Here is a 23,036-nt window from a genome sequence, read left to right as displayed (position 1 = left end):
TTTGCCAAGAGCTCAAACAAATTTTTTTGAGGCCGGAAAAATTTCCCCTGAAATATCAACGAACGCCGTCAGAAACAGCTTTCTCAGAATCGCTGAAAACTTTCACTCAAGTTTCAGGCTTTTATTGCATCACTTAACGCTGACAAATCGATGACAGGCATTTTTCCGGATGCAGCCTCCTCCGGTACAACGAACGGCACCATATACCAAGGCAGGTAGGTTACGGCGTTGTTTCTTTCAATGTTGCCACGACAAAAGACTATGGCTCGCTTCAGATTCCATTCGTCGACCGCAAGCACGTTTGAAAGCGCAGAATGCTTTTTGTAGTCTTTGCCGGATTTGATCTCTATCGGAGTGATGTCTCGTCCGTTTTGGATGACGAAATCAACTTCTCCCAGGCGTTTGGAGTTGTAGTAACGCAGTGCAAAGCCGTTGGCATGCAGTTGTTGCGCAAACAGATTCTCCAGCACGCTACCAAGATTGACTTCGACGTTGCCTTGCAGAATATCGAACTGAATGTTCTGCATGCTTGCTGCGGCAAGCAAACCCGTGTCGCACAAGAAAAGCTTGAAGAGATTTCGCTTTTCGCTTAAACCCAGAGGCGATGTTGGCTGTGTGACGTTGAAGCATGGCAAGGCCACACCTGCGTCGGAAAGCCAGACAAATGAATTTTCATAACGCAGAAGCCGGGCTGACTTCGCAATGTCGGAAAGAACGAAACGACGATTTTTGGCTTCCAACTGGGAAGGAATTGCATCAAAAATTTCCCTAATCTTTTCTTTATCTCTGTCAGCGTAGCGTGCAATGTCGAGGCGGTAAAGCGCAAGAATATCGTTCTGGATGGCAAGGATCTGCCCGATGTCGTGCGTGGCAATATAGGTGCAGACACACTGGGGCATCCCGCCGACAACCATGTATGCGTATAAGAGCTGCATCATGCTGTTGTGAACGGTTTCAGCTACAGGTTGCAATGTCTCAAAACACGTCTTGAGGTAGTCGAAAGTCTCGGGCTGAAGGCCGCAAGCCATACAAAACTCCGAAAAGTCCAACGGATACATCGTCAACGGCGTTTCAAAACCGACGGGAAAAGACGGGACGGAATTTGTCTTGACACCTAATAGAGAACCTGACTCGATGTAGTCAAACCGTCCGTCCTCAACCAGAAACTTTATCGCGGCTCGCGCCTGTGGGCATTCCTGAATCTCATCGAGAAAGATAAGTGTTTTTCCGGGAACCAACGGCCGACGTAGATATGCGGAGAGCGCGGTGACAATGGCATTGGCATTGAGCGAACCGGCAAACACGGCCTTGGCCTTCGGTTCTGTCACAAAATTTATTTCTACAAAGTGTTCGTAGTATTGCCGCGCAAAATGACGGATAAGCGTTGTTTTGCCGATCTGACGGGCGCCAACTACGCACAAAGCGCTGCGTCGAGGTGCTTCCTTCCAGGCAATCAGCTTCTGTAGGGCTTTGCGAGCAAGAAAGAGCTTTTCATCGGGATCATTTGTAACGTTTTTCGCCATTTTGAACATCCGTTTTGTAACGTTTGGCGATTATTCTAAACGCGTCCCGTAACGTTTTTCCAAAACAAGAGTTGGCGTTTTGTAACGTTTTTCTGAAAATTCTCGACCAAAAACGTAGAAATCACCTCAGTTTTTGCAGTGCGCACAAAAACCAAATCAAGCCGGCTCTCTAGCGTTTTGCGCCGTCAAACGGTCGCTGCATTTCAATAATTTCCAGCAATCGTTTTTGTGTCGACGTGTTCTCGAGGCGATCTTTCGGCGGAAATTGCTGATCAAATTCAAACGCCGCCTCCTGGCTGATGTTGTAGACGGCATCATCGCTGTAGCGACCGGCATAGGACTCCGGTCTCTTTTCCTGCAGCGGACAGATCTGTAGAGCAACAAAGTACTTGTTGTCAGCCGTTCGAATCCCAAAATTTTCCGCAGGCTCAAACCCCACTCGCGAGTAGTAGAGAGGATCTCCGCATAAGACAATCGCTGCATACCCCTGCCGTATGGCTTCCTTGCGAGCGTGGTCAATCAAACGGCGCCCCACTCCCTTCTTTTGGTATGCCGGAAGCACGGCAATCGGCCCGAGCGTGAGAACCTCTCGCACGACACCGTCGTCACCCGCTATCGTTCCCTTCACGAACATCACGCAACCGACTATCTTGCTGTCTGCAACCGCCACAAAGGCAAGCTCTCGCACGAAGTTTTCACTGCTGCGCATGACGTGCACCAGGTAATGCTCCGTGCAGCCCGGAGCGTATACGTTCCAAAACGCCTCGCGAACAACCTTTTCCGTCTCCGCATAATCCGCCGGCGTCTCTAATCTCAGCTCAATATCCATATGCTCAACTTCTTGCATACCTTTATCCGCCGCAGTTTAGCGGACTCGAGCCAGACATCCCCAGACACCGATCAGCGTCAGCAACACCCAAGCGGAAAAGCCGATGGCCATCATGGTTTCCGTCACCGGCATCGGCATGGAAGCAATCACGAGGTTGGGAATCACCGAGCCCACGTAAGCCGACAAATAAAGTGCCGAGATGACGCCGGCACGTTCCTGAATCGAAGTTCCCGCCAGGAGGAAACGCAGACCGCTTGAACAGGCCGCACCGTTGCCAGCACCTGTCAAGGCAATACTGATCAACAATACCCACACGGACGGATGAATGAGCGTTCCGAAAGCCACCAGAGCTGCCGCTGTAAAGAGCAAAATGGAGCGCTTGAGTGTGGGACGGGGCTCAAATCGCCCGGCAAAGACACCCATGGTCGCATTGGGAACGATCAAAACGAGATACAGGACACCGGCAAGGAGTGCATTGCTGTGTCCGAAGACAGCCTGACACAGATACGCCGAAAAGCCTTGAAGAAAGCTGCCAACACCCCAGGTTCCGACAAAAGCAATGGCGCTTGCGAAAAAACGACGACGCAGGTGCACAGGCAAGGCGATCTTGGGTACAAAGACGCTGCCCAGAGATTCGCTTCCAAAGCGCATGGTTTCGGTGGAAGCAAACGCCAACCCGGAACAAACAACGAGAAGCACAACAGCGCAGTCAAAAAGTTCGGCAGGCGTCAAAACACCGCTTTCAAGCACCACACCTGTGATCAGAGTACCGAGCGACAAACCGATATTGGGCCCTGCCGCCGTCAGAGCCGTGCCGAGCCAGGGATACTTGAGCGGGGCCGAGTCAACCACCCAGGACATCGCGGCACTGGACGCAAAGCCGCAGGAAAAACCCTGCAGAAAACGACCGATATAGATTTCAGAAGCCTCAAGTGCATTGGCGTACATAAGGCTTGCCGCCATGCCGAGCAAAAGTGCAGCGAGAACCACCGGCTTGCGGCCGAAGAAATTCGAAAGGCGCGCAAAGAAAAAAAGCGTGAGCACGCAACCGGCGAAATAGCTCACCACCGTCATGGCTATTTCGGATTCGCTCAAGCTCAGCCCGCTTCGCCACTCGGCCATCATCGGAATGGCGATGGCCGCTGCAATAAAGGTGCAGATAAGACAGGCTGTGGCGGCCACAAATGTGAGGCCGCGGCGCGGAAAATCGTTGTCGGTCTTGGCAAGTGACTTGTGAAAGACGGTGGTCATAGTCTTTTGTTTGCGGAACGGTATGGGAGCGAGATTATTCCACCATCCCAAGCGCGCCACATCCCGAAGGATAGGTTGCTCACAAAATTCGGCAATTTTTCGACACGGGTCAGCCGATTACATCGTTTTTTCGGCTCCTTCGAACAAGTCACTGACTGGGTTACCTTGAAGCAGTACGGATTTTTTGGACACTTAGGAGTCCAAAAATTCCATACCACTTCATTGATGGTTGATTCGGGAAACCCAAATCAACCATCTATTCCGTTAGCACCAAGGCTTTTCCTTGGCGATTTCCTTACCGATGATGCGGCCGTTGACAAGGCAATCCAGCGTAGCGCAGCTTCCCAGACGAACAGCTCCATGCACGCCGCCGGTGGCTTCACCTGCGGCATACAGGCCGGCAATGGGATTGTCGGTCTTGATGTCGATCACCTGTCCCTTATTGTTCGTCTCAACGCCGCCCATGCAATGATGAACTTTGGGCGAGAGAATAGAGCAATAGAAAGGAGCCGTGCCCATGGGCTTGGCACCGGGTGCGAAATAGCGCCCCATTTCATCGCCCTTGCCGGCGGCCAGAGCAGCGTTGTAATCCGCAATTGTCTTTTTCAAAGCCTCGAGAGGGATCTTGTATTCGGAAGCCAAAGCTTCAAGCGTGTCGAATTTATGAACAACACCGCGTTCGAGCTGTTTTTCGAAAATACCGGGACGGGTTTTTGCAATCGTTCTTTCGATTGTCGGCGCGTCCGCTATGGCAATCGACATATGGCCTTTGTTGCTGTTATTGATCACAGCATCCGCGCGAACTTTGCGGTTTGCCAATTCATTGATAAAGCGCTTGCCCGTTGCACAGTCGACCCAAACACCCTGCGTGGCAGCGGCGCCTTGCGCAAAGTAAAGAGCAATGCCCATGCCTTTTTCTTCAGGCGAATTCCATGGACCGCACTGAATCCAGTCCTCCTGAATGACATTGCAGCCGATGCGGGAAGCTTCTCGCCACATCTCAGAAGTGGCACCGGGCTGGTTTGTGGTATCGAACTTATCCGTCAACTTCGGGTCAAATTTCATACGGAACTTAACGTCCGCTCCAAAACCGCCGTAGCATAGAGCCACTCCTTTTCGGGCACGGATAAATTTCACCTTGCCGGATTTGGCGTCCGGGAACCGATAGCCTTCACGCACCTTGAGTCCTTTTACGCGGCCATCCCCGTCTCGAATGATCTCTTCGACATAGGTACGAAGCCGAACTTCCACACCGAGTTTCTTGCAGTAGTCGTATTCCTTTTTGACGATTTCCGATCCCGATCCGTTGACTGTGAAAAGATGGCGAGGAACAGAATGTCCGCCTTCCGCACCGACGCGATCCGGAATCCACTCGACATGCAACTCGTTGACCGTCCATTCGTACGTGGCCATGGCCTGTTTGGCCATTGTGAGAACTTTATCCGGATAGTTGTATCCGAGACCTTCGCGGATCATATCTTCGGCAAGAAGTTCCGGGGAGTCCTTGATGCCGAGTTTTTTCTGCGCCGCATTTCCGGGGACCGACATGATGCCTCCGTTGATGGTGGAGTTGCCTCCGTAGGCGCGCATTTTTTCAAGAACCAGCACACTGGCTCCGGCCTTCCTGGCCTCAATGGCGCAGGCAAGGCCTGCAAATCCCGAGCCGATTACAAGAACGTCAACTGTCACGTCCCATTTGGCGGGCATCGGGTCAGTGCACTTTGCCGATACGCTTGCCGGAATCAACGCAGCGGCTGCGGCAGCCGATCCTGCAGTTAGAAATGTGCGGCGATTTAGCTGTGTTGTCATAACTTTTCTCTCCCATTTGGACTTGACACAAACCGAATATCCGGCCTGTTCAGCTCAAGGCCCGTTACGGTCCTGTTAGTCTTGCGTTCTGTTTTCATTTTTACTGTCAAAAAGATATTTAGCGACACTTCCGCCTAAAATTAATTGTCAAAACGACAAACAAACGTTTTGAGGAATAAGGTCGGTGCGGGTTACGGAAAACATCAAGGCTTGGAAAACACTTCTTGCGCTTTCGGCGGGCGAAGGCTTTTTCTCGGCTGCCGTGGCGGTCGACAAAGATATGGCCGCTTGTTCGAGGATGATCGGGCGGCTTGAAGCTGATTTGGGCATTGACCTCATTGACCATACGCACCGACCGGTACAACTCACGGCATCGGGTCGAGCGCTTTTACCCTATGCAAAAGCGCTCGCTGACGCACACTGCCGACTTGAAGAAGCTGCCCGGCAATGTCTGGCAATGCCGATTGTCGTGCGCATGGGCATTCCCGTAAACATCTCCCGCAGCTCGGTCTTTGACTTTCTAAAACGGTACGAAAGAATCGATCCCAACCTGCGGCTTGAGATTCTTTCGGACATTGATCATCAAGATCTCTTCGAAGGCAAGGCCGATGTGGCTTACCTGCCCTACAGACCGCCGGCAGAAGGTCTGAGGCTTTGGCATATCGGTTATACCGAAAACTGTCTGCTGGCTTCGCCGGATTACCTCAAGACTCGGGGTGAACCGCTTGAACCCAAGGATCTCGCCGAACACGATCTGATCATTCGAAGCGGCAGAAATTATCCGACAACGAAGGAACTGATCTGTGGTGAAAAACGCACGCCGCTGATGTATAAGCGCATTGCCTTTGCCGGAGATGTCCTGACGGGAAAAGAGGTGCTGTTGGCTGCGGAAGGAATTGCTGTCGACCTGTCATTTCACATTTGTCGACACGAAATCGAACAAGGGCGTTTAGTTCGGGTGCTTGCCGGCTGGCACAGGCCGCCCTGGGATTTGACCATCGCCGTTTGTGACGAACGTGTGACGGACAGCAGAATTCTTAATTTCTGCAGACTGTTTGCGGAGTACGAGAAAAAGGCTTCGGCCATGCGTCTGCGTCACATGCACAAATTCTTCCTCGAACGAGATCTCAACAGCCGATAAAAAAGAGGCTGGCACCTGTAGCAGGACACCGGCCTCTTTACTCGTTTTGCTCGCAGAACGCTACTAGAGACTGCCGCCTTTGAGCGTTGTAGAAGTCCCTGCTCGAGGCTGCCAACGCATGGCGCGGCGTTCGACAACGCCCACGATCCAGTCAAGCACCAAGGCAAACGCTGTGAGCACAAGAATCCCCGCCATGACGGTGTTGATGTCAAAGACACCTTCGGCCTGAAGAATCAGGTAGCCAACACCGTGGCTTGAACCAAGGTATTCACCGACCACCGCGCCGACAAACGCCATGCCGACCGACGTATGAAGAGATGAAAACACCCAGCTCATGGCAGACGGCAGATAAACGTTCTTGAGCAACTGCTGCCGATTGGCACCAAGCATGCGAGCCGACGCCAACACATTCGGGTTTACCTCACGCACGCCCTGATAGACGTTGAAGAACACGATGAAGAAAACGAGCGTGACGCCCAGCGCCACCTTGCTGGCAATACCCAAACCGAACCACACCGCAAAGATCGGAGCGAGAATCACGCGGGGCATGGAGTTGAGCCCCTTGATAAAGGGATCGGCCACCGCCGCAGCAAAGGGCGACAGCGCAAGCCACATGCCGACCAAACCGCCGCTTACCGTGCCGAAAGCAAACGCAAGTATCGTTTCCACAAGCGTCGTCCACAAGTGCGCATAAATGTCAGCGTTGACGACAAACCAATCCCAAATTCTCGAGAAAATCACCAGCGGTTCGCCGAAGAAAAACGCCGCTTGATTATCGTTATCAAAAACGAAGGCAGGTATGAGACCTGGTTTGGTGAGCGCCCACCAAACGAAAAAGATCGCAGCCAGAAGCCCGAATTGCCAAACTCGAAGTTTGAGACGGTACTTTGCCACTTGATTGCTGTTCATTCTTTGTCTCCCGAGTCTAATTTCCGCTTTTTTCTACGGTTGTACTTTTCTTTGCTGCTGCGCGTAGCCCTTCAAAACCTCTTCACGCAACACCGACCAGATGGCCGTGTGCAGCTCAATGAATCGGGGCGTCACGCGTACCTCACTGACATCTCGGGGTCTGGGCAGATCAATCGTAAACTCACCGATGGGATGGCTCTCGGGGCCCGCACTCATCACCACGACGCGATCGCTCATGGAGATGGCCTCGTCCAAGTCGTGCGTGATGAAAAGCACGGCTTTGCGCTTTGCCTGCCAGAGGTTAAGAAGCTCGTTTTCCATCAGCTGACGCGTCTGAATGTCAAGCGCGGAAAAAGATTCGTCCATCAGAATGATGTCGGGATCCTTGATCAGCGTCTGAGCCATCGCCACGCGCTTTCTCATGCCGCCCGAGAGATGGTGCGGATAACGATCTTCAAACCCGGTCAACCCGACGCGCGCCAACCACTCGCGGGCTCTTTGAGCAGCCTCTTTCTCAGGCACCCCCTCGAAAAGAAGTCCTGCCGCCACATTGTCCAAAGCACTCTTCCAGGGCATCAGGCTGTCGGCCTGAAACATGTATCCGGCTCGGCGATTGAGGCCGACAAGCGGTTCACCGAAGATGCTGACAGTACCGGCGCTGGGCTCCAAAAGTCCTGCGCTCATATTGAGCAGTGTGGATTTGCCGCAGCCGGTGGGGCCGACGACACTCACAAACTCACCGTCGGCCACCGTCAGATCCACATTTTTGACAGCCGTGTAGGTGGACAGGGTCCCGGAATCGTCACTCACAAAAGTACAGGCAATGCCTTTGAGTTCTATTGCAGCTTGAGACATTTGATTCTTAGTGTTGTTTTTCAAAAATGAACTTGCCTATGCTCAAATACGCACCGCTCAGTCAGGGTACTTCTTGTGCGCCGCTTCCACGAAACGGTTCGTAAAGACCGCCTTGTAGTCAGGCTTGAAGTCGGCGAGCTTGTCGTTGATGATCTGCAGCGACTTAAAGGAGATCTCAGGCGCGTGTTCCGGAATGAATCCGTCCTTGGAAAGCGCAGGGCGGTTCTTCAAGAAGCCCGTGACGTAGATATCCTTGTTGCCGAGGAAATACGACTCCGGAACAGCTTTGACGATGTCTTCGGCCGTGGCCTTGGCAAGCCAGCGATTGGCACGCACCACGGCGTTGGTAAGTCCCTGCACAATGTCCGGATTCTCCTTGATGTAGCGCGTCGGCGCGTAGAGACAGCCAGCAACCATGGGACCGCCGAAAATCTTGTCGCTTTCTTCCACGACACGCGTATCGGCCACGATGCGGATCACATTGTCCTTTTCGAGCGTGGCGATCACCGGATCGAGATTGACAAACGCATCAATCTGTCCTGCGCGCATCGCGGCGACAGCAGCAGCCGACGCGCCCACGCCGATAAAGGAGACGTCCTTGGGTTCAATGCCGGCATTGCGCAGAATGAAGATGGCAATCGCGTGCGAGCTTGAGCCCGGAGCCGTCACGCCGATCTTCTTGCCTTTGAGCTCGGCCATCGACTTGAAATCAGGCATCGTTTTGTTGCTCACTGCAAAGACGCACTGCGGCGCTCTGCCCTGCAGGACAAATGCCTGCATTGCTTGGCCTCGGGCTTGCATCGACAAGGTGTGCTCGAAAGCGCCCGACACAACATCTGCGGAGCCGCCGACAACGGCCTGCAAGGAGCGCGAGCCCCCCTGAAAATCAATGATCTCGACGTCAAGTCCTTCATCCTTGAAGTAACCGAGACTTTCGGCAATGGAGATCGGCAGGTAGTAGTAGAGCGCCTTGCCGCCCACAGCGATTTTGACGGACTTGCTGCTCGCAAAGACCGGCGGCACGGAACACATGGCGGTAGCCGCAGCGGCTGAGGCGATGAGTTGACGACGAGTGAAAGGCATTTTTGTCTCCCTAATAAAAAACGCACATCCCCGAAAGGTGTGCGTCTGTTGTCCAGTGACGTATTGTCTTGATTTTTAGTCTTCGAAGGTCGTTGGAAGCTTCGGATTTCGTTGAAGTCTTTCGGTAACTCGACTCCCCTCTTCTTACACTTCCTGCGCCGACGCACCCGCGCACGCCCTCTCCGTGTCTACCGATAGCAGCAGACCCAGAGACAGCAGGCACAATCGACCGTAGGCCTTCGCAAGAGGGCTCTTCTCAATAAGAGTCGGTCGTATATGCGTCATTTGCGTTTCCCATCGATGGTGCTCACCGGAGCACCGATGCGTGAAACGGTAGCGCGTTGATTTTTACACGTCAATAATTGAAATTGCCTAGAACAACCCACGGACGACAAAAAACCTCGCAAAATCAACATCCTGCGAGGTTCTATCAGCTGTATTGGTGGTGGATGCTGAGAGTCTCGAACTCCCGACCTACGCCTTGTAAGGGCGCCGCTCTACCAACTGAGCTAAGCATCCGACCTTTTTCAGCTCGTCATCAAACGAGTCAATTATTGTACAGCATCCTTAAGCTTTTTGCCAGCGCGGAACTTCGGCTGCTTGCAAGCGGCGATCTTGATGGTTTCGCCGGTCTGCGGGTTGCGACCCGTGCGTTCAGAGCGTTCGGAAACCGTGAAGGTGCCGAAGCCAACCAACGACACGTCCTCACCCTTCTGCAGGGAGGTCGTCACAGCTTCGATGAAAGCTTCGAGAGCAAGGCCGGCCTTAGCCTTGGTGATGTCGGCAGACACGGCGATCTGTTCGATCAGTTCGTTCTTGTTCATGGGTATCCCCTTAGTGTTGTTACGCCCTGAGGGCGGTCAAAGAAAAATCCTGAGCACTATAGCCTAAAAACTGCGCGAGACCAAGCAAAATCACACGAAAGCCCAGAAAAATAAGGCAATGTTGGTTTTTTTGCGTCACTTTTGTCCAACAAAGCTTCTCTCTCGAGCCTTTTGGGCCGCGTTTCGCCTCTCCGGGCAGGAAAACGCCCGCTCGAGACTTTCTCAAACGGGCGTCTTTACGGCGTCAGTCAGACGACTGCTGCATCAGCAGTTGCAGTGACCACCGGCAGTCGTCGGTTCTCCGGAGTCGGAGTCCTGAGCCTGCGCGACGACGTCGGCGACAACCTCCTTATCCTTCTTAGGCTCAAGCGGAGTGGGTTTGCTCACAAGCGCCTCCTCAAGCACCTTGTCGATCCAGCGAACCGGGACGATCTCCACAGCCTGCTTGACGTTGTCAGGAACTTCCTCGAGGTCCTTGACGTTTTCTTCCGGAATTAGAACCTTCTTGATCCCGGCTCGAACGGCCGCAAGAAGCTTTTCCTTCAGACCGCCGATTTCAAGCACTTCACCGCGCAGCGTAATTTCACCGGTCATGGCGATGTCGCTGCGAACCGCAATGCCGGTCATCGCGGAAGCCAAAGCCGTCGTGATGGCGGCGCCGGCACTCGGACCGTCCTTCGGAACGGCTCCTTCGGGGAAGTGGATGTGCCAGTCGGTCTTGGCGAAGATTTCCGGATCAATGCCAAGCTTGGCGGCGCGGGCACGAACCACGCTCAAGGCAGCCTGCACGCTTTCCTTCATCACGTCGCCCAGCGAGCCGGTACGAACCACATTGCCGCGGCCGGGGAAGCACACGGCTTCCACCGCAAGCGTATCTCCGCCCACGCTGGTCCAGGCAAGGCCGTTGACCTGACCGACGCGAGCTTCCGTAGGCGCCACGCCGTACGTGAACTTGCGAACGCCCAGATAGTCGTGCAGGTTTTTCGGAGTCACGCGAACCTTACGCACGCGCACCTTCGCGCTCTTGACTTCTTCGGTGCCGGCTTGGGCGGCCTTGGCGGCCATTTCATCCTCACGCTCGCACTGCTGACGGACAATCTTGCGAAGGATCTTGCTGATGGCGCGTTCCAGACCGCGCACGCCGGCTTCACGCGTGTAGAAGCGAATGATGTCGAGCACCGCTTCCTGGGTGATTTCGGCTTCGGTCTTCTTGAGTCCGTTCAAGCGCATCTGCTTCGGAAGGAGATGCTCCATCGCAATATGCACCTTTTCGTCTTCGGTATAGCCCGCAAGATCGATGGTTTCCATACGATCGAGCAAAGGCGGATCGATGGCGTAGCTGTTGCTCGTTGCCACGAACATCACGTCGGAAAGGTCAAAACCCACATCCACATAGTGATCTTCGAACTCGCGATTCTGTTCGGGATCGAGTACTTCGAGCAAAGCGGCCGAAGGATCGCCCCGCACGCCGGAACCGATCTTGTCGATTTCGTCCAAAAGGAAGAGCGGATTTTTCACGCCCACCTTGGCCATGGCCTGGATGATCTTGCCCGGCATCGAACCGATGTAGGTACGGCGGTGACCGCGGATGTCGCTCGAATCCTGCACGCCGCCCAAAGCCACGCGCACGTACTTGCGGCCCGTGGCGCGGGCGATCGATTCACCGAGACTGGTCTTGCCGACGCCGGGAGCGCCCACCAGACACAGAATCGGCGACTTGATCTTGTCGACTCGACGCTGCACGGCCAGGTATTCCAGGATGCGCTCCTTGACCTTTTCCAGCCCCCAGTGATCGGCGTTGAGGATTTCCTCGGCCTTCTGGAGATCCTTGTTGACTTCGGTCTTTTCCTTCCAGGGCAGCGAAATCAGCGTTTCGATGTAGCCGCGAACCACCGTGGCTTCGGCGTTCGAAGGCGACATCTGCTTTAGCTTGTTGAGTTCTTCCAAGGCCTTTTCCTCGGTCTTGGCAGGCATGCCGCAGGCCTTGATCTTGTCGCGCAGGATCGTGATTTCGTCGTTGCCGTCGGCTGCTTCATCGTCGGCACCGAGTTCCTTGCGGATCGCCTTGATCTGCTCGTTGAGGTAGTAGTTGCGCTGATTCTTCTCCATCTGCTTCTTGACGCGGCCATGGATACGGCGTTCGACCGCCAAAATGTCCATTTCGTTGTCAAGAATGTCGATGATTTCGTTCAGGCACCCCTGAAGCGTCGTCTGGTCCAGAATCTTCTGCTTGCGGGCATTGTCAACGGGCAGTTGGCTGGCAACAGCGTCGGCCAAAGCCATGGCCGTCGCGCTTTCGCGAATCGGCTGTAGCACCTCTTCGGGCAGCTTCTTGCTTTCCTGTGCGTATTCGATGAAGCGCTGCAGGACAGCTCGGCGGGAGGCCTCTTCGTTGGTCGTTCCCTGCACCACGCACGGATGCGGCGTGTAGGTTGCGCTGTAGCCGTCCTTCGGATTGGAGAGGATGCTTTGAATGTCAATGCGCTCGTCGGCCTCAACGAGCACTTTAAGAGTGCCGTCGGGCAGTTTGAGCATCTGAAGCACACGCGCCAGGGTTCCCGTCTTGTACAAATCTTCAAGCTTGGGATCGTCCCTGCCGCTTTCCTTCTGGGTCACCAGCGCAATCTTTCTGTCGCCGTTCATGGCAGTGCGCACGGAACGAATCGTAAGCGGACGGCCGATGAAAAGCGGAAGCACCGTGTGAGGAAACACCACCAGGTCGCGGATGGGAAGCAAAGGAGCCTGCATCGGCGCGGCTTGCGTGACGTTAACGTTTTCAGTCATAAATCGGGTTCTCGTAATCGAAAAAAGTTTTCCGGACAGCTTATATGGAGACAATTTCAGCCATTTTCAAGCCGAACGAATGCTCCGCGAAACAAAAGAGTCTATCCGGCAGGCTTGCGCCTTGTGTTGATTCCATTGTACGAACAAACGGAGTCGCCCAACCGCAGCAAACCGACTGTTTGCTCATGGTTGGCAAAAATAACTGAAGATCAGGCAAAGAAAGATGCAAAAGCGACCGATTACGGCCGTCTGAGTCAGAGGCAAGACAGCCCGCAGACCGTCTTGCTCTCCTCATAAAAATTGGCGATCGGAAAGAGGATTCTCCGCCTTAGGAGAAGGCCTCTTACTTGTCGACAGAAGCCTGAACGGCAGTGCGGGGCCCTTCGATGAGTTCGGCGCGCACATTGCCTTCCTTGACGTCACCTTCGACCTCAAGCTTCACAGTACCGACTTCGGGCTTGGCGGGCACTTCAAACATGGCATCGAGCAGGGACGATTCCACAATGCTGCGAAGACCTCGAGCGCCGGTCTTGCGTTGCATCGCCTTGTGAGCAATGGCGGCAAGCGCTTCAGGCGTGGTTTCGAACGTGACGCCTTCCATGGCAAACAGTTCAGCGAACTGCTTGATCAAAGCGTTCTTCGGTTCGGTGAGAATCGAGATGAAAGCCTTTTCGTCGAGTTCGTCAAGCGTGGCGACAACCGGCAGACGCCCCACGAGTTCGGGAATCAAACCGTATTTCACCAGATCGGCAGGTTCGGCCTGCGCAAAAAGGTCGGTGAGCGTTTCCTGCGATTCGCTGTGCACCTGCGCGCTGAAACCGATGCCGCTTTTCACGGAACGGCGGCGAACGATCTTTTCAAGTCCGTCAAAGGCGCCGCCGCAGATAAAGAGGATGTTGCTCGTGTCAACCGCCACCATCTTGCCGCGAGGATTCTTACGTCCGCCTTCTGCAGGCACATTGCAGACCGTGCCTTCGATGAGTTTCAAAAGCGCCTGCTGAACGCCTTCGCCCGAAACGTCGCGCGTGATCGACGGATTTTCGCTCTTGCGGGCAATCTTGTCGATTTCATCGAGATAGACAATGCCGCACTGTGCGCGCTCGACGTCGCCGTCGGCCGAAAGCAACAGCTTGTGGATGATGTTTTCCACGTCTTCGCCCACGTAACCGGCTTCAGTCAGCGTCGTGGCGTCGGCAATCGCAAACGGCACATTGAGCGTGCGCGCGAGCGTCTGCGCAAGCAGTGTCTTGCCCGAACCCGTGGGACCAACCAGCAAAATGTTGGACTTTTGCAGCTCAACGCCTTCGGCCGTGGCCTTGTGCTTCAAGCGCTTGTAGTGGTTGTAGACCGCAACGGACAACACACGCTTGGCACGCTGCTGACCGATCACGTAGTTGTCGAGATGCTCATAGAGCTTCTGCGGCGTCGGAATAGGAGCCGACAGAATATCGGCGACTGCCGCCTCGGAGCTCGATTCAGACGCAGTCTCGCCATGAGCCGAATCAGATCCGCCGACAGCCGACATCATGCCGCGAATGCATCGATCGCAGATGAGAAAGCCGCGATGCGTGTCGATGAGCGTTTCGACGTCGTTCTTATGGCGTCCGCAAATAGAGCAACGAAGCTCGTTATTCTTTTCCATGATTTCCTTGAATGTCGGGGTTACTCGCCGCGGCGGGTATAGATGCGGTCAATGATGCCGTATTCGAGCGCTTCGGCCGGGCTCATGTAATAGTCGCGGTCGGTGTCGCGGGTGACGATGTCGAGCGGCTTGCCGGTACGTTCCGAAAGGATGCCGTTTAAGAGCCCCTTGAGGTCCTGGATTTCGCGAGCCTGAATCTGGATATCGCTTGCCATGCCGCGGCTGCCGCCCGAGGGCTGATGAATCATGATGCGGGAGTTGGGAAGCGAATAGCGCTTGCCCTTGGCGCCGGCCGCCAGAAGGAAGGCCCCCATCGAAGCGGCCATGCCCACGCAGATCGTCTGCACGTCAGGCTTGATGAACTGCATCGTGTCGTAGATGCCCAAACCGGCGTAAACCGATCCGCCCGGGCTATTGATGTAGAGCGAAATATCCTTGTCGGGATTTTCACTTTCAAGGAACAACAGCTGGGCAATCACAAGATTTGCCGATTCGTCGTTGACTTCGCCCGACAGGAACACGATGCGGTCGCGCAGCAGACGCGAATAAATATCGAAGCTGCGTTCACCGCGGCCGCTCTGTTCGATCACCATCGGGATCAATGCGTTTTGAATGTCGTGCATGATTTGATATTTCGCTTGTTGGAACTCCGCCTCACAGGCCGAGCCGTAAAAAATTCAACGCTTCGGTCGCGCTCAAAGCTTTGCGCTCCCGTAGAAACAAAAACGGAAAAAAGCCCGTGGAAGCTAACGCCTCCTCTGTTGCTTTTTCCCGCTTTCGTGTACCTGACAGGCCCTTGGTACGGCTTGACTGCCGGTGCCTCAGAGCCTGTCGGCGCAGATCAGTTCGCAAGGAACCGAATTATTGGCGACCCATGCCGGAGAGCTGCTCGAAGGTGAGCGTTTCTTCGGTGGTCTTGGCCTTGCTGAAGAGGAATTCGAGAGCCTTTTCTTCGAGGACGCGGCTGGCAAGGTTGTTGCGCTGCGTCTTGACGAGGTCTTCGACCACTTCTTCGGGCTGTTCGTAAGCGGCGGCGAGCAAAGAAGCGCGGGCCTTGATGTCGTCGTCGGTGGCTTCAAGCTTGTTCTGGTCGATGATCGCGGTGATCATCATGCCGATGCGAGCCTGCTTCTTGGCGGGCTCAAGGAAGAGATCCAGCGGAGCGCCTTCCTTGTTCTTCTGACCGGTCATGCCGTAGAGCATCTGCTGGAAGTTTTCGCGCAGACGTTCCTGTTCGGAGTGAACGATGGCGGCGGGAGCCTGGTAGTTGAAGGCTTCGACGGCAGCGTTGAAGGCTTCGGTGCGGTTGCGGTCGTAGAGACGTTCCTGCACTTCGCGTTCGATGTTGCTACGGATTTCGGTCTTGAGAACTTCAACGGATTCGACAGCGAGGGACTTCGCGAATTCATCGTTGACTTCCGGGTAGTGCGGAGCTTCGACGCTCACGCATTCGAGCTCAAACTGAGCTTCCTTGCCGGCGAGTTCCTTGTTGCCGTAGTTTTCCGGGAAGGTAAGCGAGAAGGTCTTCTTCTGGCCGGCAGCCATGCCCGTGGCGGCATCCTCGAATTCGGGGAGCATGCGGCCCTGACCGAGCACGAAGCTGAAGCCTTCGGCCTTGCCGCCCTGGAATTCTTCGCCGTTGATCGTGCCGGTGAAGTTGACCGTCAGACGGTCTTCAGCGGCAGCCTGGCGGCCTTCTTCCTTCGTGAAGGTGACGCGCTGCTTGACGATCGTGTCGATCGTCTTGTTGACGGCTTCGTCATCGACCGTGCAGAGGTAGCGCTTGAGTTCAACGGAAGAGAAGTCCGGCAGAACGATGTCGGGATAAACCTCGAAGCTCACTTCGAAACGAAGGTCCTTGCTGCCTTCGGCCGGAGCGAGCGGCTTGGCGTCGAACTGGCCGACAACACGGTACTGACCGTCGCGCATGGCCTTGTTGGCTTCGCGTTCGAGCAGCGTGTTGATGACTTCGGCGGAAGCCTGCTGACCGTACATGGCCTCAACCATGGCAAACGGCACATGGCCCGGACGGAAGCCCGGCATCTTGGCCTTCTTGGAAAGGCGACGCAGTTCCTTGGTCACGCCGTCCTGGAATTCCTTGCCGTCGATCGTCACTTCAAGAGTGCGCAGATTCGGGTTGACGGCTTCTTCCTTCTTTTCGGCAGCGGCTTCCTGGGTAGCGGCAACAGCCTTTTCTTCCTGAACGGTTTCTTCAGCCTTCACAGCTTCTTGATTTTCGGTCATTGTTTTTTCTTTCTCAAAGCGCCCGAAACCTCGGCGAATCGCCGGGAACAAAGCGCAGACAGTCGGTTAAAAATTCGGTACAAAAGGGCCAAAAAACGCCCGTAAGCGCCGGATTATACCAAAGAGAGACCTGAAAAAACACGACTTTTTTCAACGTGCACCGCGCTCCGAGTTCGCCCCTAACCGACACTCTCTCGGCTCGGTACTTTCAGAAACACTTTTCCTGCCGGCACCTAGGAAAAAACACCTAGAAAACCTGCGTACAATGCTTGCTCGAAAAATGACCGCTAACGATTCTTAGGAATAATTGAACATGGCAAAGCTTTACATGGGTTTCGATGCCGGCACGCAGTCGGTTAAGGTTGCCGTCTACGACGAAAACTTCAATCCGGTCGCGTCGCACTCGCTTCCCACCACTCTGCACTACCCGCAGCCGGGCTGGGTGCAGATGAACATCGATGAGTTTCTCAACATCACCGTTGAGTGCATGAAGAAGACCGTCGAGGCCATCAAGGGCAAAGGCTACAGTCCGTCCGACATCGCCGCCGTCATGGGTGACGGCATCATCTGCGGCATCTGCGGTGTGGACGAAAACGGCAAAGCCGTCACACCCTATATCAATTATCTCGACAGCCGCACGCAGGCTGACGTTGACGCAATCAACGCCAAGAACCTCGACATCTGGGGACGTGAAACCGGCAACCCGGAAACCAACTGCATGTTCCCGGCCATGTTTGCCCGCTGGTTCCTCGCCAACAGCGAAGACTTCCGCAAGAAGGGCGTGAAATTCGTGCATAACGCTCCCTACATCCTTATGAACCTCGCAGGCCTCAAGGGCGAAGACGCCTTCATCGACTGGGGTGCGATGTCAGGCTGGGGTCTCGGCTACAAGGTCGAAAAGAAGGAATGGTCCGACGAGCAGCTCGACATCCTGGGCATCGACAAGAAGTACATGCCCCGCATTCTCAAGCCCTGGGACATTGTGGGCGGTGTGAGCGAAGAAATGGCCGCGCGCACGGGGCTCGTTGCGGGCACTCCTGTCTGCGCTGGCGCAGGCGACACGATGCAGTCGATGCTGGGCTCAGGCGTTTTCGAAGCCGGTCAGGGCGTGGACGTGGCTGGCACCTGCGCCATGTTCTGCGTGTCCACCAAAGGCATCGTTCCGGAACTCTCCAAGAAGGGCTCGGGCCTGATCTTTAACAGCGGCACGCTCGAAAACACCTACTTCTACTGGGGCTTCATCCGTACGGGCGGTTTGTCGCTTCGCTGGTTCAAGGACAACATTTGCCAGAAAGCTGACGACTCGAGCTACTACCGCGTGTTGTCGGAAAAGGCCGAAGAAGTGCCTGCAGGCAGCAACGGCGTGGTTTTCCTCCCCTACCTCACCGGCGGCACCGGCGAATTCAAGGGCGCCAGCGGCATGTTCCTCAACATGACCCTGGACGACGATCAGTTCGTGCAGTGGCGCGCCGTTCTGGAAGCCATCGGCTACGACTACATGGAAATCACGGACACCTATCGTGCGGCAGGCGTGGACCTTAACCGCATCACCGTCACGGAAGGCGGCAGCCGCGATTCTCTCTGGAATCAGATCAAGGCTGATATGTTGAACGCAACGGTTGTCCGCTACCGCAATGCGGGCGGCGCCGTGGTGACGAACTGCGTGTTTGCTGCCAAGGCAGCCGGTCACATTGAAGATGTGCGTCCGCTTTTGGAAAAGACGATCATCAAGGACGCCGAGTACACGTCCAACGCCGACAACTCGACGCTTTACCGCAAGCTTTTCGATCTCAAGACGAAGCTTGTGAAGACCGATCTGCAGCCCGCTTACGCCACGCTCATGCAGATGCGCGAGACCAAGGTCGAGAAGTAATAATTCGGCCGATTCTGTCAGATTAACGAACTGCCTGCGGTAAAAACTGCAGGCAGTTTTTTTGAATCGAGCCGACGTTGTTGCATCACCTTAACGCCGTTAAGCCTGATGCGATTAAGGTCAGCCTTCCGGTGAAGAGTCGACCGGTATAGTCAGTGTCAAAGCCGCACAAATTGCTCCAAGCCCGGCGCCGCGTTTTTGAATTCTTCGAGCATCTGTTCTCGCATGACTTCAACCGCAAGCGACCGGACAAGTTCTATTGCTTCGATTCCCCGATTGGCTCCGCCCACCACCCACATCTTCCTCGTCTCTCGCAGAGAAACAGGTAACCGGCAAAACCGAACATCTGACAAAAACTGTCGTCCGCACCACACATCGGACGGCGGCAACAAAGCGAAACCACCGGCTTGTGCAACTAAACCGACAACGGCGTAACTCGACGAAACCGCAATGCGTTCCGTCGAAAAAATACCGCTTGAATTCAGTATGCGGTTTGCTTGTATTTGATCCGAGCTTTCTTGGTTGTAGCAAATGTAGGGATGCGTCTGCGCGACATGCCTTAAATCTTCAACCGAACTCACCGACGGCAGAGTTCGTGAACAAACCAAAAGAAACTCTTCCTCGTAAGCAGACTGCCATGACCATTTCTCACCCTCCAATTGAGCTCCGGAACAGATCACGACGTCCAGCGCCCCGTTCCTGAGCTTCTCAGACATCGGTTGGGCCAAACCGGAATAGACGACCAGGTTGGCCACCTTTTTATACAGTCGTGCCAACAACCAAGGACTCATGGTTGTGGTCACAGACTCTCCAAGCCCAAGCCTCAACTCCTGCATCGACAACGTCTCCGCACAGACGCGGGCTTTGAGTCGACATACCTCTCCCATCAGATGCTCACCGCTCTGAAGCATTCGCCGGCCGGCAGGCGTCAGTCTTAACGGTCGCGCATCTCGAATAAACAACTCAACACCAAGACTTTTCTCCAAGCCGACAATGGATTGAGAAACCGCCGAAGGCGTCACATCCAGTACTTGTGCCGCTTTGCGTACGGTCCTGTGTTCCACAACAGTCAAAAACGCCTGCAATCCTTTGAGATCTAATTCGGTCTGCATTTCTATGTTCAGAAATAATTAACAAAAGTTTGAACAAACCTGAACTGACTTGCCGTTCATAGTCATAAAAGATGAAAATGTTCTTCGCTTAAATAATATGTCTTTTATTTGATTTTCAATCCAAAATTTCAGTTCAGCAACACCGCACTGACTTCCACTAATCGTTCAAAATTTTTGAATCATTGATTACTGACTCCACCCCAAAAACGGAGCCTTCGGAGAATTCAATATGACCGACACCCGTATTGAACGCGATTGCCTCGGTGAAATGTCCATCCCCAATGACCGTTACTACGGCATTCAAACAACTCGCATGCTCAAGGTTTCGGGCGCAGCGGGCTTTCCCGTGATTGCCTACCCGGACATGCACATCGCGCTTTGCAAAATCAAGAAGGCCTGCGCCTTGGCCAACGCCGAAATCGGAGCTCTGAAGCCTGAAATTGCAAAAGCCATTGAACAGGCTTGCGACAAAGTGATCGCCGGAGGATTTGAAAAGGAGTTTCCGCTCGATATGTGGCAGGGCGGCGGCTACACCTGCGTCAACATGAACGTCAATGAAGTGATCGGCAATCTGGCCAACGAACTGATGACCGGCCACAAGGGACAAGATGCCGTGCACCCCAATACGCACGTCAACATGGCGCAGTCCACCAACGACACCATCCCGTCTGCAACGCATCTGGCTATCGCTCCGCGTTTGGACGTAATCGTCGCCGAAGGCGAAAAACTCGCCGACGCATTTGATGCCAAGGCCAAAGAATTCAAAGAAATCGTTAAGGTCGGCCGCACCTGCTGGCAGGACGCACTGCCCGTCACGCTCGGGCAGGAGTTTTCAGGCTTTGCCAGCGCCGTTCGCCGTCAGGTCAAAGTGCTTCGAGCTCTTCGCGGCGGCTGCTTTGAATTGATCATGGGCGGCAACGCCGTTGGCACGGGGCTCGGAGCCGCTCCTGGGTATACGGACGCGTTTTATAAGCACATCTCCGAAATTGTGGGTGAGACGGTCCACCCCAATCCCAATCTCTTCGACGGTTTCCAAAATCCGGACTTTTTCCTTGCCGTCTCGGGCGCAGTCAAGTCCTTTGCCGTCACGCTGTCCAAGATCAGCAAGGATTTGCGCCTGATGAGTTCGGGACCGCGCGCTGGTTGGATGGAAATCAATCTTCCCGCTCTGTCCCCGGGAAGCTCCATCATGCCAGGCAAGATCAACCCGACAGTTCCAGAGATGGTCATTCAGATTGCTCATCAGGTCTGCGGCAACGACGTGGCCATCACCATGGCCGTCGACGAAGGCGAGCTCGACCTCAACGTCTGGGATGCAACCTTCTACAAGTGCCTCTTTGAAAACATGCAGATCCTCGGAGCCGAAATTCCGATTTTGCGTGAACACTGCGTTGAGGGCATCACGGCCAATGTCGCCCGCTGTAAGACAGAAGCTCTGGAATCGATTGCGCTGAGTACGGTTGTAGCTGCCACTTTCGGCTATCCGGAAGGCGTGCGCGTTGCCCACTACTGTGAAGAAAAGGGCTGTGATGTCAAACAAGCCGTGATCGAACTGAAACTGATGACGCCGGAGCAGGCCGACGTTCTCGTTGATCCGCTTTTGATGGCTGAACCCGAAAAGATGGCTCCCATCGTGGCCCGCTTCAAAAAAGAACTCGGCATCCTTATCTAATCCGGCCAGACGCCTGAACGCGCAAACGCCGCCTGAAGAGCCTTTCCTCGGGCGGCGCTTTGTTTGTCGGAACGACACATTAGACCGTATCACTGCAAATTCAGGCACCGAACATGTCTTGAACAGAGAATCCTCGGAGCTCAACGGAATAGTCCGACAGTTTCTGCTCCTGAAGAAAAACTTGTACCTTGCCGCGCAGCTTTGTCTCATCCAATTTCTGCGGATTGGTTTTCACCTCACCGATCAAAAGGCGCTTGGCTTCTCGATCAATCGCGATCAGATCAATTTCGTTTTGACCTTTCCGATCCCACCAGCTGCCGACTTGATCCCACTGACCGCTTTCGATCGTTGAGCGGACAAACCAATGTTCGAGACTGCGTCCCAGAAATGTCGGCAATCCGGCTTTAGTGAGCCCGATCATGCGTTCCCATTGCCCGGCTTCGGCAAGCGCCTGCATTTGCGCCGTCGAGATGAAACGCAACCAGAATCGAAAGTACGGATCCGCAATGCGATAGCGTATCTGCCGCGAACGGTTTTCTCCGAGAAGCGGACTCACTCGCTGAACAATGCCGAACAGCTCTTCGAGTCTCTTGATATATGCCGACACATCCTGCGCGATGTTGTCTTGAATCTCAGAGCGTTTCGTGGCACCTGAGGCAATTTTCTGCAGGATTTCAAGGTAAATCGAAGAAGAGACTCGAAACTCGTTGGCAAGCATCACATTGCCTTCCGAGCGAAACCAACTGCCGTCGTTTGAGAAGATAAGCCGCAACATTGCTTCGCGCGTCATCGCTTCATTGTCGGCGAAGTATTCCACGTAGCGAGCAACGCCGCCCGTGACGGCATAAAGCATCAGGAAATCCGCTGCCTCCGCGTTCGAAGACTCGTGCAGAAAAATCTCTCGCATCAAACTTGTTGAGAACGGCTGCAGGGTCATCAACACATCGCAACGGCCGTACAACGGTTCACTTCTGCTGCCGAAGATACGCTCCAGGCTCGACTGCAAGGAGCCGCTCATCACCAGCAGCAATCGGGCTTCGTTCTTGCCCAAATCCCACACTTTCTGCAATTGCGACCAAAAGGCAGGAGCAAAGCCGTCAATCTCCTGGCACTCATCTATGACGAGCACCATGGGCCTCGTCTTCGAAAGCTCAAGAACATAGCCCACCGTTTCGGCCAAACTTGTGAGCGCAGGCGGGAATTTGATCGCGAGCTGCTCAGAGAGCATTGCAATGATCTGCGCAGAGAGCTGGGCCTCAGAGGTGACGCGCGGCACAAAGCAGTAGGCAAAAGGCACCTTGCGGCCTTCCAATGCCTTGAGGATAAGCTTCGTTTTGCCGACTCTCCTGCGCCCCGTTACAACGGCCATGCGGGCGCATTTTCTTTTTTCGCACAGCTCAAGTTGTCGTTGGAGTGTCCGGATTTCGTCCTTTCTGCCGAAGAATTTCACGATCGATACCTTTCTTTTTCTGAGATTCTACAAAA

The 23,036-nt window shown here is 54.4% G+C and carries 17 protein-coding genes and 1 tRNA gene; 3 read left to right on the top strand and 15 right to left on the bottom strand.

Annotated elements, in window-relative coordinates; genetic code table 11:
- Positions 1–113 precede the first annotated feature (113 nt).
- From DW133_RS04250 to DW133_RS04235, 4 genes are all read right to left on the bottom strand, one after another.
- The gene (locus DW133_RS04250; protein ID WP_118275442.1) at positions 114–1,523 is read right to left on the bottom strand and encodes an ATP-binding protein; all 1,410 of its coding nucleotides are present in this window, start codon (positions 1,521–1,523) and stop codon (positions 114–116) included.
- 169 nt (positions 1,524–1,692) lie between these two features.
- Positions 1,693–2,370 carry a GNAT family N-acetyltransferase gene (locus DW133_RS04245; protein ID WP_199588789.1) on the bottom strand — a complete coding sequence of 226 codons (678 nt, stop codon included), beginning with the start codon at positions 2,368–2,370 and terminating at the stop codon, positions 1,693–1,695.
- Positions 2,371–2,388: 18 nt separating this feature from the next.
- Positions 2,389–3,603, bottom strand: coding sequence for an MFS transporter (locus DW133_RS04240; protein WP_118275394.1), 1,215 nt, complete (start codon positions 3,601–3,603; stop codon positions 2,389–2,391).
- A 264-nt stretch (positions 3,604–3,867) separates the two neighbouring features.
- The gene (locus tag DW133_RS04235) at positions 3,868–5,412 is read right to left on the bottom strand and encodes a flavocytochrome c (protein ID WP_118275393.1); all 1,545 of its coding nucleotides are present in this window, start codon (positions 5,410–5,412) and stop codon (positions 3,868–3,870) included.
- Positions 5,413–5,596: 184 nt separating this feature from the next.
- Between DW133_RS04235 and DW133_RS04230 the strand changes: the two genes are divergently transcribed.
- On the top strand, positions 5,597–6,553 hold the full coding sequence (locus tag DW133_RS04230) for a LysR family transcriptional regulator (RefSeq protein ID WP_118275392.1): 957 nt from the start codon (positions 5,597–5,599) through the stop codon (positions 6,551–6,553).
- Positions 6,554–6,616: 63 nt separating this feature from the next.
- On the opposite strand, the gene DW133_RS04225 is transcribed toward DW133_RS04230, so the two are convergent.
- From DW133_RS04225 to tig, 9 genes are all read right to left on the bottom strand, one after another.
- Positions 6,617–7,462, bottom strand: a complete 846-nt coding sequence (locus DW133_RS04225) for an ABC transporter permease (RefSeq protein WP_118275391.1) — start codon at positions 7,460–7,462, stop codon at positions 6,617–6,619.
- A 33-nt stretch (positions 7,463–7,495) separates the two neighbouring features.
- Positions 7,496–8,317 (bottom strand): ABC transporter ATP-binding protein, encoded by an 822-nt coding sequence (locus DW133_RS04220; protein WP_118275390.1) that lies wholly within the window; start codon positions 8,315–8,317, stop codon positions 7,496–7,498.
- 57 nt (positions 8,318–8,374) lie between these two features.
- Positions 8,375–9,400 (bottom strand): ABC transporter substrate-binding protein, encoded by a 1,026-nt coding sequence (locus DW133_RS04215; RefSeq protein ID WP_118275389.1) that lies wholly within the window; start codon positions 9,398–9,400, stop codon positions 8,375–8,377.
- 443 nt (positions 9,401–9,843) lie between these two features.
- Positions 9,844–9,919: transfer RNA gene (locus DW133_RS04210), tRNA-Val, on the bottom strand.
- A 32-nt stretch (positions 9,920–9,951) separates the two neighbouring features.
- The gene (locus tag DW133_RS04205; protein ID WP_118275388.1) at positions 9,952–10,224 is read right to left on the bottom strand and encodes an HU family DNA-binding protein; all 273 of its coding nucleotides are present in this window, start codon (positions 10,222–10,224) and stop codon (positions 9,952–9,954) included.
- 264 nt (positions 10,225–10,488) lie between these two features.
- The gene (lon, locus tag DW133_RS04200) at positions 10,489–13,008 is read right to left on the bottom strand and encodes an endopeptidase La (protein ID WP_233542109.1); all 2,520 of its coding nucleotides are present in this window, start codon (positions 13,006–13,008) and stop codon (positions 10,489–10,491) included.
- A 343-nt stretch (positions 13,009–13,351) separates the two neighbouring features.
- Positions 13,352–14,650: an ATP-dependent Clp protease ATP-binding subunit ClpX gene (clpX, locus tag DW133_RS04195; protein ID WP_118275387.1), complete on the bottom strand. Its 1,299-nt coding sequence runs from the start codon at positions 14,648–14,650 to the stop codon at positions 13,352–13,354.
- A 20-nt stretch (positions 14,651–14,670) separates the two neighbouring features.
- Positions 14,671–15,273, bottom strand: coding sequence for an ATP-dependent Clp endopeptidase proteolytic subunit ClpP (gene clpP, locus DW133_RS04190; protein WP_118275386.1), 603 nt, complete (start codon positions 15,271–15,273; stop codon positions 14,671–14,673).
- A gap of 238 nt (positions 15,274–15,511) precedes the next feature.
- Positions 15,512–16,894, bottom strand: coding sequence for a trigger factor (gene tig, locus DW133_RS04185; protein ID WP_147408865.1), 1,383 nt, complete (start codon positions 16,892–16,894; stop codon positions 15,512–15,514).
- 313 nt (positions 16,895–17,207) lie between these two features.
- Here tig and DW133_RS04180 point away from each other — a divergent pair, with 313 nt between their 5' ends.
- Entirely contained in the window at positions 17,208–18,767 is a 1,560-nt protein-coding gene (locus tag DW133_RS04180; RefSeq protein ID WP_118275384.1) for an FGGY-family carbohydrate kinase, read from the top strand.
- 158 nt (positions 18,768–18,925) lie between these two features.
- On the opposite strand, the gene DW133_RS04175 is transcribed toward DW133_RS04180, so the two are convergent.
- A complete protein-coding gene (locus tag DW133_RS04175) occupies positions 18,926–19,879 on the bottom strand; it encodes a LysR family transcriptional regulator (protein WP_118275383.1) in 954 nt (317 codons plus the stop codon).
- 229 nt (positions 19,880–20,108) lie between these two features.
- Here DW133_RS04175 and DW133_RS04170 point away from each other — a divergent pair, with 229 nt between their 5' ends.
- Positions 20,109–21,551, top strand: a complete 1,443-nt coding sequence (locus DW133_RS04170; protein ID WP_118275382.1) for an aspartate ammonia-lyase — start codon at positions 20,109–20,111, stop codon at positions 21,549–21,551.
- Between the two features lie 100 nt (positions 21,552–21,651).
- Here the strand turns inward: DW133_RS04170 and DW133_RS04165 are convergent, their stop codons facing one another.
- The gene (locus DW133_RS04165; RefSeq protein WP_118275381.1) at positions 21,652–23,001 is read right to left on the bottom strand and encodes an ATP-binding protein; all 1,350 of its coding nucleotides are present in this window, start codon (positions 22,999–23,001) and stop codon (positions 21,652–21,654) included.
- Positions 23,002–23,036: the final 35 nt, after the last annotated feature.

Origin of the sequence: Sutterella sp. AM11-39 (genome assembly GCF_003472385.1) — a bacterium.
In the GTDB taxonomy this organism is placed as follows: domain Bacteria; phylum Pseudomonadota; class Gammaproteobacteria; order Burkholderiales; family Burkholderiaceae_F; genus Duodenibacillus; species Duodenibacillus intestinigallinarum.
The sequence above is the reverse complement of the archived record's forward strand: the minus strand, read 5'-3'. Positions and strand labels throughout refer to the sequence as shown.